The following is a 16,660-nucleotide window of genomic DNA, read 5'->3' on the forward strand; positions in this document are numbered from 1 at the left end:
GGGTTAAAAGTTATTGATTAAATTGAGCGTCGAATCGACCATTTTTTATTGAATAGATTTCACTTGTTAGTGTATCTTGAATATTAAATTCAAAATATCCAGAGACAATGTTATCGGAAAAATCCAAATTTGTTATGGTTATGCTACCATTGAAATTTTGATTGGTTGTGTTTGTATTATTCGAATTTCCAGTAGTATAAAAAATAACTGCTGCATGAGCCTGTCCCTCTTCATTATTTACTAATTGATAAGTTTCTCCATTGGCTAATTCAAGGGATGTTGTGCTTAGTCTAATACCTCGTGGTATAAATCCTTCTTTTCTACCACTAATTGAAAAATAATATTCCCCATCCACCAGTTGGTAAAAGCAATTAAAATCACCAGAGTTATCAACAAAAGGTTCTCCATTAACAAGGCAACCAAAGGTGCCTGCTCCGGTTTGAGTGGCTTCGGGTAGGCAATCTATACCAACGCAGCTATCGTCGTCACTACTACATCCTAAAATAAGGAATAAAAGGATGAATATATAAAGTTTATTTTTCATAATATAAAGTTGGGTGTAATTTGAGCGAAAATCTGCAAATTTGACTATTTTACCAAAATTTGGTATATTTGAATAAATTTAAAACGAAATGAAAAATACATCAATATCACTCGGAAATTATTTTGACCAGTTTGTACAAACTCAGGTTTCTGCTGGACGTTACAAAAACGTAAGCGAAGTTATCAGAGCTGGACTTCGACTATTGGAAAATGAAGAAAGTAAAGTTATTGCGTTAAGGAATGCTATTCAAGAAGGAATTGATAGCGGAATTGCTCACGATTTCGACCCTAAAAAAAATCTTGAGGAACTAAAAGCGAAACGCAGAAAGAATGGCTAAATACGAATTGACCAATAAGGCTGTAGCTGACTTAAACGGAATTTGGGAGTATACACTCGAAAATTGGTCTGAAAACCAAGCTGACAGATATTACGATATGCTCTTGGATATTTGCCAAGATATTGCCGACAATCCTGAACTTGGAAAAAATTATGATGGAATTAAATCTGACCTTTTCGGACTGAAAGCAAATCGACACGTAATATTTTATCGAAAATCAGAATTAAATCCAATCGAAATAACGAGAATTTTACACGAGCGAATGGATTTGAAAAAAGAATAACCGAATAATAAAAACTACACCCAACAATAGCTATACACAATGGCTTGGGTTTGGGCTGAAATGAAAGGTTCGGTTTTTTTTACTAATTTTACGATTGAACAATAACGAAAGTGCTTATTTGCACGCCACTGTTCATAGCCAAACCGTTTTCATAAAACGAATATAAGACTTTAAATTGTATTTCATTGGTTCACAGATAGAATATAGTTATGCTCTCGCTGCGGCAAGAAGGTTAGAGGAACCTCTACAACCTAATTTTAAAATCTTGTTTAGCTTGTTCTTTTCTAAAAAAAATCATTCCCCAGAAAAATGTGTCGATGCTAACAGTGACCTCTGGATGTTGTATAATTTTCTTCCAAGCTTGATGCATGTCTTTGCTCCAATAAATATCATCAATAATAAAAACACTTTCGTTATGTTGATGTTTCAATAGCTGAAGGAAGTAATTATAAGTGGCTTCTCCGTCGTGGTGGCCATCAATAAAGACTAAGTCGAATTTAGTGTCTTGGTTTAAATTCTTCAGAAAAGCATTAAATGTGTCGATTTTTGAATTGATGTTGCTAAGCTTAAGTTGCTTAAAATTAGTTTGAGCTACTTTAGCAGTTGCTGGACAGGCTTCAATGGTAGTTAGTTGTATTTGTTTGTTTAAGCCCATAGCTACACTTTCTAAACCTAAGGAAGTTCCCAATTCTAAAGCGTTTTCAATTTTTAAATAATAGGTTAAACGATGTAAAAATTTAGCTCGTTTATAAGTGGTTCCTGCATTTTTAGCAACGGAAGAAATTTTTCGCTCTGCGGAAGAAAAAACTCGCGAACCCGCACCTAAATCTTTTACCTGAATAACTCCATGCGATTTAAAAAGTTGCTTTTGAAGATTTTTCCAAACGGAATATGCTTCTCGATGCGAAGTATCATAAAAACATTCGGTCACTAATTTATACACAAAAGGCGAATGCAAACCATGCTGATTTTGAGAATTCAGCAAATACGGCAAATAGGATTTTATGGGGTACCACATCAGTTATAAATGAAAGCGAAAATAAGGAAAATCGATTGAATTTTTATTTTAATAAATCGATTTGTTCATTTTCACGCAGAGTTAGCAAAGTTGCTTACCCAGAGTACCTAGAGATGTGTTTTAGGTTAAGAATCGTGATTTTGGTTTAGTATTTTTAATGCAAATCCAGAATTAATTCGACCCCGCTTGGGGCATAGGTTTTTAGCTAATCCCGACCGAACAAATTACGATTCCAAAGGAAAGGAATATTCAATATCACATCAAAACTCTAAGCCTAATTTGCATTGCATAGCTTTCATAGCTTTGAAAAATCCACTAACTTTAGCCAAAATTAAAAATATGCCTACACTTTTTACAAAAATTATAAACGGAGAAATTCCTGCGCATAAGATAGCAGAAAATGATGATTTTTTAGCTTTTTTGGATATTAATCCTAATGCCAAAGGACATACCTTGTGTATTCCAAAAAAGGAAGTAAATAAAATTTTCGATTTAGACGAAAAAACCTATTTAGCCTTGATGAAATTTTCGAAGCAAGTAGCTCACGCTCTTGAAAAAACCATTGCTTGCAAACGTGTTGGGATGGCGGTGGTAGGGTTAGAAGTCCCTCATGTGCACGTGCATTTAATTCCTTTAAACGATATGAAGGAAATGACCTTTCAGCACAAGGTTGAAATGAATCAAGAGGAACTTGGTGATTTAGCTCAGGAAATAGCTTCAAATGTAGAATTAAGCTGAAACCAGTATTGCAAAGAATTTGGCTAAAGCCCATGCGGAATTCCGAATTATTTTTCCCCCATCTGAAGATGGGGGCTATTAATTTTTTATGAAAACACCTTGACCATCGATTTTTAATTTTTCATAATTCAATAGAAACGGAATTTATTCTGTTTATGGTTTTAAATTTTAATTGATCCAACCGAATTTAGAATTTAATTTTTTTGATTCAATAGGAACGGGATTTATCCCGTTCATAGCTCTAAAGCCCATGCGGAATTCCGAATTATTTTTCCCCATCTGAAGACGGGGGCTAAAATATTTCGATTTAAAATTAAATGAGATACAAATATAGAACAGAAGAGTTTTTTTTAAAAAAATATTTTTGATTTTTCTAAGTATTTGAGGTGATCCAAGGGTTTTTCAGTATGTTCAAAACAAAAACTACCCTGACTTTGTTACAAAATTTGAGTAAAATTACCCTGACTTTATTACAAAATTTAAACAAAATAACCCTGACTTTGTTGCAAAATAGTTTATATTAGCATCATTTATAAGAAGTTACGCATTAAATGATAAAGTTGAGGTTATGCAGTTAACAAAAAGAGATAGATATGCTGATTTATTGGTTTGGAAAAATCAAGAAAATAAGAAGCCATTAATTATAAGAGGAGCAAGACAAGTTGGTAAAACCACGCTTATTAAGCAGTTTTCAAAAGAGTATGATTATTTTATTCATTTAAATTTAGAGAAAAGTAAAGACGCCTCTCTTTTTAAGCAGAATCTTGAAGCCAGCGAGTTAATTGATATTCTTTTTTTGAGAAACAATATTAATAGTAAGAATATAGATAATACGCTACTCTTTATTGATGAAATCCAAGAAGAGCCAAGGGCAATTGCTCAACTCCGGTATTTTTATGAAGACCATCCTGGATTAAGCATAATTGGTGCGGGGTCGCTCTTAGAACATAAAATGAAGGATATTTCTAATTTTCCTGTTGGGAGGGTAGAGTTTTTATATTTATTTCCATTTAATTTTCGTGAGTTTCTTATAGCGAATAATAAAAAAATCTTGGCTAGTGCTATCTTAGACAAGGACTGGAAAGTAAGCTTACATGAATTAGCCTTAGAATGGTTTAACCGTTATGCCATAATTGGTGGTATGCCGGAAGTAGTAACTAATTACGCTGTAACAAATCAACTTTCAAGTTTACCAAGGATTTATGAAAGTATATGGACTACCTACAAAGAAGACATTTTGAAATATGCAAAAAATACGAGTCAAAATAGAATAATTCAATTTTTAGTGGATACTGCTCCATTGTATGCAGACCAGCGAATAAAGTTTCAAAATTTTGGAAATTCTAATTATAAATCAAGAGAAGTCTCTGAAGCCTTTAAACAGCTAAATGATGCTAAAATTATTCAATTAATTTATCCATGTACAAAAGTTGACTTTCCAATTATACCATCATTGAGAAAGTCACCAAGACTTCAGTTTTTAGATACCGGAATTTTAAATTTTTGTCTATCAATTCAAGATCAATTAATTCAACTAAACGATTTAAGTGATGCTTACAGAGGAGCAATAATTCCGCATCTAATCACACAGGAGCTAATTTCTAAAAATACAAATGCATATCAATTGCCCTATTTCTGGGTAAGAGACAAAAAGCAATCATCAGCTGAAGTTGACTTGCTTATACGTATTAATGAACTACTTATACCTATAGAAATAAAATCAGGAAAAAAGGGCACACTTAAATCCTTGCATGAGTTTATTGATTTATCTGAACATCCTTATGCGGTTAGACTATACGCTGGAAAATATTCGGTTGAAGAAGGCAAAACAAAACGAGGAAAAACATACAAACTACTCAATTTACCTTACTATTTAGGACTAAAACTTGAAGAAGAAATCACAAACTTCATCAAGAACAACCCATTTTAAATAATTGAATTTGCACTATTGAAGGTTCTAAATTTTAATTAATACCATCGAATTTAGAATTTAATTTTTGTAATTCAATAGGAACGAGATTTATACCGTTCATAGCTTGAAAGCGTAAAAAGGCTTTAGCCGAATTTTTTAATGAATAATTTTGGAAACCATCGTAGCAAAGAATTGGGCTAAAGCCCATGCGGAATTCCGAATCATTCCCCCATCTGAAGATGGGGGCTATTAATTTTTTATGAAAACACCTTGACCATCGATTTTTGATTTTTTTCATAATTCAATAGGAATGGAATTTATTCTGTTTATGGTTTTGAATTTTAATTGATTCAACCGAATTTAGGATTTAATTTTCGTAATTCAATAGGAACGGGATTTATCCCGTTCATAGCTCGAAAGCGCAAATAGGCTTTAGCCGAATTTTTTTTAATGAATAATTTTGGAAATCATCATAGCAAAGAATTGGGCTAAAGCCCATGCGGAATTCCGAATTATTTTTCCCCCATCTGAAGATGGGGCTATTGATTTTTTTATGAAAACATTTGACTATTAATTTCCGAATTATTTTCCCCCTGAAGATGGTGGCTATTGATTTATTAACGACATTTAAAAAATCAAATCGGTATTATTGCTTAATTTTGAAGTAGGAATTACAAAAATGCAACCGGTAACAGATTTTAAAGAACACATCAGAAAAATCATTCATGTAGATATGGATGCATTTTATGCCTCGGTAGAGCAATTGGATTTTCCAGAATTGCAAGGAAAACCAATTGCCGTTGGCGGGAGCTCTGATCGTGGAGTAGTAGCTGCCGCTAGTTATGAAGCTCGAAAATTCGGAGTGAAAAGTGCTATGAGCGGAAGACAAGCCAAACGTCTTTGTCCCGATTTAATTTTTGTGAAAACTAGGTTTGATCGCTATAAAGAAATTTCACAACGCATTAGAAGTATTTTTTTTGAATACACGCCTTTAGTTGAACCACTTTCTTTAGATGAAGCTTATTTAGACGTAACGCAGAACACTAAAAATCATCCTAGCGCAACTTTGCTGGCTACCGAAATCAGGCAGCGAATAAAAGAAAAAACAGGTTTAAATGCTTCAGCAGGGATTTCCATTAACAAGTTTGTGGCTAAAATTGCTAGTGATATCAATAAACCAAACGGACAAAAAACTATTCCGCCGGATGAGGTAATTTCATTTTTAGAAAATTTAGATGTTCGAAAATTTTATGGCGTTGGTAAGAAAACCCAAGAAAAAATGTATGCCATGGCCATTTTCACGGGAGCCGATTTAAAAAAAATGAGCCTTGATGAATTGGAAAAAAACTTTGGTAAAAGCGGTTTACATTATTACCAAATTGTACGCGGTATTCATTTAAGCGATGTCAAACCCAACAGAACTCGAAAATCGCTTGGTGCAGAACGTACCTTCTCTCAAAATTTTAGTTCAGAAGTTTTTATGGAAGAAAAGTTACTTCAAATTGCTGAAGAGGTGGAAAAGCGACTCAAAAAATCGAAAGTTGCAGGAAAAACCATTACCTTAAAAATTAAGTATTCCGATTTCAATACACAAACTCGAAGTAAGACACTTTCCTTTTTCATTGCTAGTAAATCCCTTATTTTTGAGGAGGCGAAATTACTATTGTACCAAGAGAAACTGAAAGACTCAGTGCGTTTGTTAGGCATTAGTTTATCTAATTTAAATAATGAAACACCCAAAAAAATAGATTACCTCAAAGAACAACAATTAAAGTTGCCTTTTTGATGCTCAAAACTTTTTTGAAAACACCTAACAGCATAGAAGTTTATTAATATTTTTGTAAAATGATGCAAGTTTTTGATGATGTTTATTTTATGAGGAAAGCCCTTGAAGAGGCTCAGCTAGCTTTTGAAAAAGGCGAAGTTCCTGTGGGTGCAGTGGTGGTGAGTAATCAGCAAATTATTGCTCGAGCCCATAATTCTACCGAGCAATTAAATGATGTTACCGCCCATGCCGAAATGTTGGCTATTACTTCAGCAGCCAATTACCTTGGCGGAAAGTACCTGAAAAAATGTAAGTTATATGTAAGTTTAGAACCTTGCCAAATGTGTGCAGGCGCCTTGTATTGGTCGCAAATTGATGAAGTAATTTATGGCGCTTCAGACCCCAAAAGAGGCTTTCGGAAAATGGGCACACAAATGCATCCAAAAATAAAAATCAAATACGGAATTATGGCTAAAGAAGCGCAGGATTTATTACAAGCATTTTTCAATAATAAAAGAAAATAGAGAAATTTCATGAAACAGCAGTGGATTAAAAAATATTTGAAATCGTTAAAATTAATAGGCTTTTGGGGTTGTTGTTTCATCCTCTTTCAATCTTGTAATGAGGATAAGAAAACAATAAATCAACCTGAAAAAACGGTTGAAGTAAATTCATTAAGCCTAGACTTACAAAGTAACCTGGGCTACGGAAGCTTTTTGCCTAATAGAGAGATTTTGTTTCCCTTAAATAGGACTATTGCTTATCAAGGAGTGCCAGCTAATTTAGAAAATTATGTCGTTCGGTCTTTTGTGCTTCAAAAGCATCAGCATTACTACAATCAGTTTAAAAAAGGCGAAATTTCAGAAGAGCGTTTTCAGCAGATTAAAACAATTTTTAATATTGATGTAGAAACTTTAAGCGAGGAAAATCCTAAAACCGACCTTTTGTTTTTATTGGGAACAGACCAAAGCGGAGAACGAATAATCATTCCAGACAGCAATCAAAACTTTGATTTTTCTGATGATGAACCGCTTCAATTTGAATTTCCACTTGAATTTATTGATGAAGATGACGAAGAGTTTTTTGAAGAAAATCAAGAACAATTTTTACCCAAAACCAACTTCAAAATAGATTATGTAAATAAAAAACAAGTTGAAGAGCGCGAAATAGTTGTGGTTGTAAACCCTTATCAAATGGAAACCGAGGTGAGTTTTTATGCAGACAACCCCGCCGAAGAAGATTATTTTATAGCCGTGAGTTTCCCCAAAGTGATGAAAACTAATTTTGAAGTTGCCAATCAATCTTATCAGGTAGAAGTCGCCAATCAGTTTTTGCAAGCATTTTACACAATGCAAGACACTAAATTCAATTTTTTTAAGCTTGCTGAAGAAGAAAAAACACCTTTAAACAAGCGCCCTTATTCCATTGGAGACACCATAAATTTAAACAACTACGATTTTAAGATTAAATGGCTTGCTGAAGACGGAAAAGAATTACGTATGGATTATTTAGGTAAAAACGAAAATCCCATAGGCAGCAGAATGGGGAATTATTTTCCACTGAATGAAGTGGCTAATTTTCAAGGCGAAAAAACCACTTTCCCTTCCACTGAAAAAGAATTTCAATTACTTTATTTTTGGTCTTTAGAAGAAAAGCGAAGCTTAAAAGAAGTTCCGGATTTAAAAGAAATAGACACTTCTAAGGTAGCCATTTTAGGTTTTTCTGTAGATGAAAATGCGGGTGCTGCCCACAGAATGCAAGTAAGAAGGAAAATGGAATGGACTAACTTTCACTTGCACCCCACCCAAGACCAAAAACAAATCAAACAACTTCAATTAGAAGCTTTTCCAACTTATTTTTTGCTTAATCAAGAAGGAAAAATTGTGTTGCGGAGTTTACACTTAAGTGAGGTAAAAAGAAATTTTTAATAACCTTCAGGTTAATAACAGCATTAATTTTCTCATAAACTCACAATTACACTACAAGCGTTTCCTCCAAAACCAACGGCATTTACCATAATGTTTTTAATTTCTTTTGGAGATTTTTGATTTTTGTAAAACGGATTTTCAATGAGTTGTTGGTGTTGTAACATGAAAATGGCCATCTCTAGACTCATGCCTCCAGAGGCGCCAAAGCTATGACCTATCATAAATTTGTTAGTGGTTAAAAAAGGCCGTTGATCAAAGCTTTTTTCAATGGCTTTTAGTTCTGCTAAATCGCCTTTTACTGTTCCAGGCGCATGCATTACAATAGCATCTACCTGTTTTAAGTTGGCTTCATTTAAAGCCATTTTCATGGATTTTTGAAAACATTTAGCTTCTTTAGAAATCGCAATATTATGTTGAATTTTTTCAGTAGCAAAACCAACACCAGCAATTTTGGCAAGTGCATTTTCAGGCTTTGTGTCAACAACAAAAAGACTTGCCGCTTGCCCAAGCACTAAGGAATTTGATTTTTTATCCATAGCCAAACTTTCACAAGCCCACTTACTTGTTGATTTACTGTATAATTTTAAAGCCTTCATTTGCGCAATAGTGTAGGGCGTTAACGGAGCCTCTGTGCCGCCAAACACAAAACTTTCTGCCATGCCAGAATGCAACCAAGCTTTGGCATTGAGTAAGGCGTGTAAAGCCGTAGAGCACGTAATGGAATGAGAAATGCAAGGACCTTCAGTATTTAATTCCTGAGCTATCCAAGAAGAAATATTGCCTAAAGTAGTAATTGGAGAGGTTAAACTCGGTACTTTACCGGTGGTTATAAAATCATGGTGGCTGGCTTCAAAAGTAGTGGTTGCTCCTCGTGAAGAACCTATATTTACACCAGTATTAGTCCAATTAATCTTGGTATTTTGATGTAATTTTTTAGCCAAGTACAAACTTTGTAAAACTGAGGGGTCTAACAGCCTATATCTTTTATCTGATTGCTGAAGTTCTCGTAAACTTTCTTCTTGGACTAAAGTTAACGAACTCACCCAATAGTTTTCATTATTTATTTTTTTTTCAGCAAATAAGGGTTGCGCCTGGCTATAATTTTCCCAAATCGCTGCAGCCGAATTTCCCAAAGCGGAAATGCTTTCAAAAGCTTTAATATATAAGTTGTTAGGCACTAGCTTTTTTATGCAAATATAAACAAGTAGAAAGCCCTGCCAGTGCTTAATAAGCTAAATTTATACATTGTATGCAAACAAGAATAAGAGTCAAAGCTGTTCTAGAAGCTCATAGAAACACACTTGCCATAGCAACTATTTAGCGCTCAAACACAAAGCGCAGAAAAATTAATTTTAAATTCATTAAAAATAAGTTGTAAATTTCGGCAAAAAACATACTTTTGCAAAAATTGTAATACGAATATATATGTATTGGACGTTAGAATTAGCCTCTTATTTGAGCGATGCACCTTGGCCTGCAACAAAGGATGAATTAATTGATTATGCCATTAGAACAGGTGCGCCTTTAGAAGTTGTAGAGAATCTTCAATCTATTGAAGACGAAGGAGATACGTATGATTCTATTGAAGAAATTTGGCCGGATTATCCAACCGATGAGGATTATTTATGGAATGAAGATGAATATTAACATCTTCCACTTATAAAAGCTTTTAAAAGTCTCGGTTAGAGACTTTTTTTTTTCCTTACCTTTGGACTTGAAAAACAATAAAAAAACAAATTTAACGCTAAGTAATTAGCCATTTAAATAATAAAGTATCCATTATGGGATTATTAGATTCAGTACTAAAAGCATTTGTTGGCGATAAAGCCAAAAAAGATATTAAATTAATTACCCCTATAGTTAATAAAATCAAGTCGTTTGAAAATGAATTTGAAGCCTTAACTATAGATGAATTACGTGAAAAAACGAATTCGTTTAAAGTAAATATTTTTGAAGCAACCAAAGCTTTTGAAGAGGAAAAAGAAAGTTTAAACCAGAAAGCCGAACAAGAAGAAGATATTAACCTAAAGGAAGACATTTACGCAGAAATGGACGCTTTAGAAGATAAAATTTATGAAGCTTCTGAAGCGGTTTTAAACACTATTTTACCTGAAGCTTTTGCCGTTGTAAAAGAAACTGCCAAACGCTTTTTTCATAATAGCGAAATGAAGGTGAAAGCTACTGAATTTGACCGAACACTTTCAGCTCAAAAAGATTACGTTAGCCTAGATGGTGATTTTGCCCTTTGGAAAAATTCTTGGGATGCCGCTGGTAAAGAAGTAACTTGGGATATGATTCATTATGATGTTCAGCTGATTGGCGGGGTGGCCATGCACCAAGGAAAAATTGCTGAAATGCAAACGGGGGAAGGTAAAACTTTGGTAGCTACCTTACCGGTTTACTTAAACGCACTTACCGGAAAAGGAGTGCATTTAGTAACCGTAAATGATTATTTGGCTAAACGTGATAGCCTTTGGATGGCTCCCATCTTTGAATTTCACGGACTTCGTGTAGATTGTGTAGATTATTATAAACCGAATTCGCCTGAACGTAGAAACGCTTACAATGCCGATATTACTTACGGAACTAACAATGAATTTGGTTTTGATTACTTGCGTGATAACATGAGTCACGCGCCTGATGATTTAGTGCAAAGAAAACCTAATTACGCCATTGTTGATGAGGTAGATTCCGTGTTAATTGATGATGCTCGTACTCCTTTAATTATCTCTGGTCCTGTGCCAAAAGGTGATGTACACGAATTTGATCAGCTTAAACCTCAAGTAGCTCAAATTGTGGAAGCACAGCGTAAATATTTAACAGGCGTGCTAGCTGAAGCAAAAAAATTAATTAAAGAAGGAGATACTAAAGAAGGTGGATTTCAACTCTTAAGAGTCTATAGAGGGCTTCCTAAAAATAAAGCTTTAATTAAGTTTTTATCGGAAGATGGAGTAAAACAAATTCTTCAAAAAACAGAAAACTTTTACATGCAAGATAATAATCGGGAAATGCCTAAGGTAGATGCCGACTTGTTCTTTGTAATTGAAGAAAAATCGAATCAAATTGATTTAACCGATAAAGGAGTAGAATTTTTATCTGGAGAGAAAGACCCAGATTTCTTTGTGATGCCTGAAATTGGAATGGAAATCGCAAAAATTGAAAAGCAAAAACTTCCCAAAGAAGATGAAGTAGCAAAAAAAGAAGAATTGTACCGAGATTTCAGCGTGAAAAGTGAACGAATTCACACCTTACGCCAGCTTTTAAAGGCTTATACTTTATTTGAAAAAGATACGGAATACGTAGTGATGGACAACAAGGTAAAAATTGTTGACGAACAAACTGGACGTATCATGGACGGACGTAGATATAGTGATGGTCTTCACCAAGCTATTGAAGCCAAAGAAAGTGTAAAGATAGAAGATGCTACCCAAACATTTGCTACGGTTACTTTACAGAATTACTTTAGAATGTACCGCAAGCTTTCAGGAATGACGGGTACAGCCGTAACAGAAGCAGGCGAATTTTGGGAAATCTATCAATTGGATGTGGTTGAAATCCCTACCAACCGCCCAATAGCTAGAGACGATCGCCAAGATATGGTGTATAAAACCAAACGCGAAAAATACAATGCCATCATTGATGAGGTAGTGCAACTTTCTGAAGCAGGAAGACCTGTTTTAATTGGTACCACATCCGTAGATATTTCTGAACTTTTAAGCAGAATGTTAAAAATAAAGAACATCAAGCACAATGTCTTGAATGCTAAATTGCATAAAAAAGAAGCTGATGTTGTAGCCGAAGCAGGAAACGCAGGAATTGTTACCATTGCTACCAATATGGCGGGACGTGGAACGGATATTAAACTTTCTAAACAAGTAAAAGAAGCTGGCGGTTTAGCCATTATTGGCACAGAAAGACACGATTCAAGAAGGGTAGATAGACAGTTAAGAGGTCGTGCCGGACGTCAAGGAGATCCAGGAAGTTCTCAGTTTTATGTTTCTTTAGAAGATAATTTAATGCGTTTATTTGGCTCTGAACGAATTGCCAAATTAATGGACAGAATGGGACTTGAAGAAGGCGAAGTAATCCAGCATTCCATGATTTCAAAATCCATTGAACGCGCACAGAAAAAAGTGGAAGAAAATAACTTTGGGGTAAGAAAACGTCTCTTAGAATATGATGATGTAATGAACGCCCAGCGTGAGGTGATTTACAAACGTAGATACAATGCACTTTTTGGTGAACGATTAAGAATTGATATTGCTAATATGATTTACGATATTTCTGAATCAATTACTGCTAACAATAAATTAACCAACGATTTTGACAACTTTGAGTTTGAATGCATTCGCTTTTTCTCTGTAGAACCTCCTGTTAATGATGCAGAATTCAAGAAGATGAATGAGCAACAAATTGTTGGAAAACTATATCAATTGGCTTACCAAAGCTACGAAGATAAAATGAGCAGAAATGCAGAAGTTGCTCTTCCTGTAATTCAGCAAGTTTACGAACAACACGGAGAACGTTTTGAGCGTATTGCTGTTCCTTTTACCGATGGAACAAAAACCCTACAAGTAGCTACTAATTTAAAATCGGCTTACGAATCTCAAGGAAAACAATTAGTAACCGATTTTGAAAAGAATATTACCTTAGCCATTATTGACGAAGCTTGGAAAAACCACCTTAGAAAAATGGATGAGTTGAAGCAAAGTGTTCAGTTGGCGGTACACGAGCAGAAAGATCCTTTGTTGATTTATAAGTTTGAGGCTTTAGAGCTATTTAAAGTGATGTTAGATGAGGTGAATAGAGATGTGATTTCTTTCTTGTTTAAAGGTGAAATTCCTCAACGCGATACCTCAAGTATTAAAGAAGCTTCCCAAACAAGGCCAAAAGAACGTGTACAAACCAAAAAAGAAGAGGTGAGAAACCTTGACGAGCAAGCAGCACAAAATAGAGCCGCTGGTCAACAAGCAGGAAGACAACAACCTCAAGTAACTGAAACCATTGTTAGGGAGCAACCAAAAATTGGCAGAAATGACAAGGTGGTTGTTAAAAATGTAACTAATGGTGAAGAAAAAACCTTAAAGTTCAAGCAAGCTCAACCCTTAATTGAAAAAGGCGAGTGGGTTTTAGCAAAAAAAGCATAATACACTTATGAGTAAGTTTGAAATTGAGTTTAAGTGGGCACTGTATTTTACAGCATTCAATGCCCTTTGGCTTTCTTTAGAGAAAGTTTTGGGTTGGCATGATGAGCTTATTCAACAACATGCTTTTTATTCCTTGCTCATCATAATTCCGCAGGTAGTGTTTTTTTATTTATGCATCAAAGCAAAACGTGATGACTATTTTAAAGGCGAAGCCAACTGGCAACAACTTTTTGTTTCTGGTGGAGTTTTAGCTTTGTTAATCGCAGCTCTTTCACCAGCAGTGGTGTATTACATGAACCGATTTTTATCACCAGATTTTATTGATTTAGCCATAGATCGCTACCTTATGAGCGGAGGTAAAGAAGCCGAAGCCAAAAACTTTCACAGCTTAGAAGCCTATATTAAAAACGGTATTTTATTCAATGTTTCTATGGGAATTGTCATTGCTGGTCCCGTGGCTTATTTTTTGAAGAAAAAAAAGCCCCTCTAAATCTCCCCGATACTTCGACTTGGCTCACTTCGATTATACTCAGTGCAAGCAGCACAAGTGGGAAGGGAGCTTAAAAACAGGACGTGATTAGCTGGATGGGGACACCTCGTCCCTCGGTGTGACAAAACCCTCATTAACTTGTCATTCCGGAAAATTCCCCAACACCCTCATTAACCTGTCATACCGCAAAAAATTTTCCAATACCCTCATCGACCTGTCATTCTGGAAAATCCCCCATGCTCATTGAACTATCATTCCGGAAAATTTCCTAAGAAATTTATCCGGAATCTTACCGTTATGAAAACACAAACAAACTACCTAACCAAAGACATGATCAGAATTCCAAATCATAAGATTCCGCGTCTCGTTATCGCTCGTGCGGAATGTCAAAAGGAAGGGGAAGTGCGGAATCTCCCCGTAATGAAAACCTATGTCAGTTCGAGTTTTTTTCTTGAGCAATAAGGGAAAAGAAAATGTATCGAAGCGGGGTCACTGAGTGATTTCAACGATCGAGAGTGGAGTTGAAATTGTATCGATAAAGTGTGGTCACTGAGTGATTGAATGTTTCATTAAAAAACATTCAATTGTATCGAAGTGAGCTCTTGTGCGGAAAGACAAAAGGAAGTAGAAAGTTCGGAAAACCATAAAGAAAGAATTAAAAAAATCATCAATACCTTAAGCTATAAAAGTTAAAACCTAAATTTCTTCTTAAAACACATCAAACAACTGTTTACAAATTTAAAACATTGATTATCAGTTTTTTTGTTTAATGAATATATTTTTAACAATTGTTTATTTAACTCAAAATTAATTACTTTTAAATTTGATATTATGAAAACTAATTTCAATTTTTTAAGCATATTGTTTTTGATTATTATAATGTCAAATATAACATTTGCTCAACCAACCACAATTCCCTTTGAACTGTCTGCTCAATATAATGGTCAGTATGATTATAAGATTCTTGGTAACACACATAATGAATTTGACAATAATTCTAATCCACCTCCACCTTGTGAGATGCTGACTCAATCATCTGCAGTACTAGAGTTAGAAAATAATCAAAATATTGTTTTAGCTTATTTATACTGGTCGGGTGTAGGAAATGGTTTATTTGATCCTGAAATACAACTTAATGGAGAGACCATCTTTGCAGATATAATTAACGTTGTAGATCCGCAACAATTTGGCTCCTTTTTTTATTATGGATCATTTAAAGACATAACTCAACTTGTTCAGGAAGATGGAAGTGGTACATATATTTTTTCAGGTTTAGATTTAAACCCTATTATAGGAGCTGATTGTTCTGGTGGCACACAATTTAGTGGTTGGTCAATTTTTGTTATATATGAAGACAATACATTACCAATACAGCAGGTAAACGTTTATAATGGATTTGCATCTGTTTATGGTTTTGGTTTAAATTCCTCAGCCACAATTGAAGTAGGTAGCTTAAACGTGGTCGATACACAAGATGCTCGAATGGGCTTTTTAGCTTGGAATGGAAGCCCTAATTTATTCTTTAATGAAAGTATTTCATTTAATGGAAATTTATTGAGCAATCCACCATTAAATCCAGTTGATAATCCATTTAACGGTACCAACTCTTACACAGGAGCTACCGATTTATGGAATATGGATTTAGATTTTTTTGATATTTCTAACTATATTGAAGAAGGAGATACGAGTGCTAACATTACTTTTACCTCTGGTTTCAATCGATATATCCAAAACGTAGTCACCGTCATCCGCTCTGAGTTACCAGATGCTACCGTAGAGCTTATCAATTTTTCAGGAATAGCCGATTGTGATGAACGGGATTTTACTATTGAAACCCAGGTTGGGAATTTTAATGCAAGTGATATCTTGCCTGCCAACACGCCCATTTCCTTTTTTGTTTTAGACGAAAATGATGAAGAAGTCTTTTTAGAAACTTTTTTTACCCAAGCTGAAATTGCCATCGATGAATCAGAAACCCAATTTTTCACCATTAGCATCCCTGATGAAATTCCTGAAAACACCACACTAATCGCCAAAGTCAACACCCTTGCCGATGGCTCAAACCCCATCAACGAAAGTAATATCCTCAACAACGATTTTGAGCAGGAACTTTTCCTGCCTATTTCTCCCGAACCTCTCACCACCCAAAACCTCACCCAATGCGCCAACTTATCTGAATCTTTTTTCAACTTAGAAGAAGCTCTGGAAAATGCTGAAGACACCGAAGACGAAATAAGTTTCCACCTAAGCCAAGAAGATGCAGAGGAAGGTGAAAACCCCATTGAAAACCCAGCAGATTACAACCCCACCGAACTCATAGAAAGCCTCTTTGTAAGAAGATTTGACGACAATTGTTTTGCGGTAAGTGAGTTTGAAATTGAAAGCCTAATCCCCCCACAAATTAACGAGCCTGAACTTTTTTCTGAATGTGATTTCTCTGAAGAACAACTCGGATTTACCGAATTTGATTTAACCTCCAAAATCGATGAAATTACCGG

At 34.8% G+C, this 16,660-nt stretch carries 14 protein-coding genes; 11 read left to right on the plus strand and 3 right to left on the minus strand.

Annotation, left to right across the window (positions count from 1 at the left end):
* Positions 1 to 10: 10 nt before the first annotated feature.
* Positions 11 to 544, minus strand: coding sequence for a hypothetical protein (locus tag G7034_RS04345; RefSeq protein ID WP_166399746.1), 534 nt, complete (start codon positions 542 to 544; stop codon positions 11 to 13).
* Positions 545 to 632: 88 nt separating this feature from the next.
* Here G7034_RS04345 and G7034_RS04350 point away from each other — a divergent pair, with 88 nt between their 5' ends.
* On the plus strand, positions 633 to 881 hold the full coding sequence (locus G7034_RS04350) for a type II toxin-antitoxin system ParD family antitoxin (RefSeq protein ID WP_041578750.1): 249 nt from the start codon (positions 633 to 635) through the stop codon (positions 879 to 881).
* Positions 874 to 1,164 (plus strand): type II toxin-antitoxin system RelE/ParE family toxin, encoded by a 291-nt coding sequence (locus tag G7034_RS04355; protein ID WP_166399747.1) that lies wholly within the window; start codon positions 874 to 876, stop codon positions 1,162 to 1,164. The genes G7034_RS04350 and G7034_RS04355 overlap by 8 nt, the downstream gene beginning before the upstream one ends.
* Before the next feature lie 244 nt (positions 1,165 to 1,408).
* On the opposite strand, the gene G7034_RS04360 is transcribed toward G7034_RS04355, so the two are convergent.
* Positions 1,409 to 2,149: an O-methyltransferase gene (locus tag G7034_RS04360; RefSeq protein WP_317163733.1), complete on the minus strand. Its 741-nt coding sequence runs from the start codon at positions 2,147 to 2,149 to the stop codon at positions 1,409 to 1,411.
* Between the two features lie 372 nt (positions 2,150 to 2,521).
* Here G7034_RS04360 and G7034_RS04365 point away from each other — a divergent pair, with 372 nt between their 5' ends.
* From G7034_RS04365 to G7034_RS04385, 5 genes are all read left to right on the plus strand, one after another.
* Positions 2,522 to 2,920: an HIT family protein gene (locus G7034_RS04365; RefSeq protein WP_166399749.1), complete on the plus strand. Its 399-nt coding sequence runs from the start codon at positions 2,522 to 2,524 to the stop codon at positions 2,918 to 2,920.
* Positions 2,921 to 3,488: 568 nt separating this feature from the next.
* Positions 3,489 to 4,850 (plus strand): ATP-binding protein, encoded by a 1,362-nt coding sequence (locus G7034_RS04370; RefSeq protein ID WP_166399750.1) that lies wholly within the window; start codon positions 3,489 to 3,491, stop codon positions 4,848 to 4,850.
* 661 nt (positions 4,851 to 5,511) lie between these two features.
* Complete coding sequence (gene dinB, locus G7034_RS04375) at positions 5,512 to 6,618, plus strand: DNA polymerase IV (RefSeq protein ID WP_166399757.1); 1,107 nt, start codon at positions 5,512 to 5,514, stop codon at positions 6,616 to 6,618.
* 59 nt (positions 6,619 to 6,677) lie between these two features.
* Positions 6,678 to 7,121 carry a nucleoside deaminase gene (locus G7034_RS04380; RefSeq protein ID WP_166399751.1) on the plus strand — a complete coding sequence of 148 codons (444 nt, stop codon included), beginning with the start codon at positions 6,678 to 6,680 and terminating at the stop codon, positions 7,119 to 7,121.
* Between the two features lie 9 nt (positions 7,122 to 7,130).
* Entirely contained in the window at positions 7,131 to 8,525 is a 1,395-nt protein-coding gene (locus tag G7034_RS04385) for a TlpA family protein disulfide reductase (RefSeq protein WP_166399752.1), read from the plus strand.
* A gap of 32 nt (positions 8,526 to 8,557) precedes the next feature.
* On the opposite strand, the gene G7034_RS04390 is transcribed toward G7034_RS04385, so the two are convergent.
* Positions 8,558 to 9,703: a beta-ketoacyl synthase N-terminal-like domain-containing protein gene (locus G7034_RS04390; RefSeq protein ID WP_166399753.1), complete on the minus strand. Its 1,146-nt coding sequence runs from the start codon at positions 9,701 to 9,703 to the stop codon at positions 8,558 to 8,560.
* 247 nt (positions 9,704 to 9,950) lie between these two features.
* Here G7034_RS04390 and G7034_RS04395 point away from each other — a divergent pair, with 247 nt between their 5' ends.
* From G7034_RS04395 to G7034_RS04410, 4 genes are all read left to right on the plus strand, one after another.
* Positions 9,951 to 10,172: a DUF2795 domain-containing protein gene (locus G7034_RS04395; RefSeq protein ID WP_073193496.1), complete on the plus strand. Its 222-nt coding sequence runs from the start codon at positions 9,951 to 9,953 to the stop codon at positions 10,170 to 10,172.
* Positions 10,173 to 10,306: 134 nt separating this feature from the next.
* Positions 10,307 to 13,672, plus strand: coding sequence for a preprotein translocase subunit SecA (gene secA / locus G7034_RS04400; protein ID WP_166399754.1), 3,366 nt, complete (start codon positions 10,307 to 10,309; stop codon positions 13,670 to 13,672).
* A gap of 7 nt (positions 13,673 to 13,679) precedes the next feature.
* A complete protein-coding gene (locus G7034_RS04405; RefSeq protein WP_166399755.1) occupies positions 13,680 to 14,162 on the plus strand; it encodes a DUF4199 domain-containing protein in 483 nt (160 codons plus the stop codon).
* 879 nt (positions 14,163 to 15,041) lie between these two features.
* A partial coding sequence (locus G7034_RS04410) for a hypothetical protein (RefSeq protein WP_166399756.1) occupies positions 15,042 to 16,660 on the plus strand: 1,619 nt, incomplete at its 3' end.

The sequence above is a fragment of the Psychroflexus maritimus genome (genome assembly GCF_011089875.1).
In the GTDB taxonomy this organism is placed as follows: Bacteria; Bacteroidota; Bacteroidia; order Flavobacteriales; family Flavobacteriaceae; genus Psychroflexus; species Psychroflexus maritimus.

Coding starts and splice junctions, on each gene's coding strand:
- G7034_RS04345 (WP_166399746.1), bottom strand. CDS start 544: ATGAAAAATAAACTTTATATATTCATCCTTTTATTCCTTATTTTAGGA.
- G7034_RS04350 (WP_041578750.1), top strand. CDS start 633: ATGAAAAATACATCAATATCACTCGGAAATTATTTTGACCAGTTTGTA.
- G7034_RS04355 (WP_166399747.1), top strand. CDS start 874: ATGGCTAAATACGAATTGACCAATAAGGCTGTAGCTGACTTAAACGGA.
- G7034_RS04365 (WP_166399749.1), top strand. CDS start 2,522: ATGCCTACACTTTTTACAAAAATTATAAACGGAGAAATTCCTGCGCAT.
- G7034_RS04370 (WP_166399750.1), top strand. CDS start 3,489: ATGCAGTTAACAAAAAGAGATAGATATGCTGATTTATTGGTTTGGAAA.
- dinB (WP_166399757.1), top strand. CDS start 5,512: ATGCAACCGGTAACAGATTTTAAAGAACACATCAGAAAAATCATTCAT.
- G7034_RS04380 (WP_166399751.1), top strand. CDS start 6,678: ATGATGCAAGTTTTTGATGATGTTTATTTTATGAGGAAAGCCCTTGAA.
- G7034_RS04385 (WP_166399752.1), top strand. CDS start 7,131: ATGAAACAGCAGTGGATTAAAAAATATTTGAAATCGTTAAAATTAATA.
- G7034_RS04395 (WP_073193496.1), top strand. CDS start 9,951: ATGTATTGGACGTTAGAATTAGCCTCTTATTTGAGCGATGCACCTTGG.
- secA (WP_166399754.1), top strand. CDS start 10,307: ATGGGATTATTAGATTCAGTACTAAAAGCATTTGTTGGCGATAAAGCC.
- G7034_RS04405 (WP_166399755.1), top strand. CDS start 13,680: ATGAGTAAGTTTGAAATTGAGTTTAAGTGGGCACTGTATTTTACAGCA.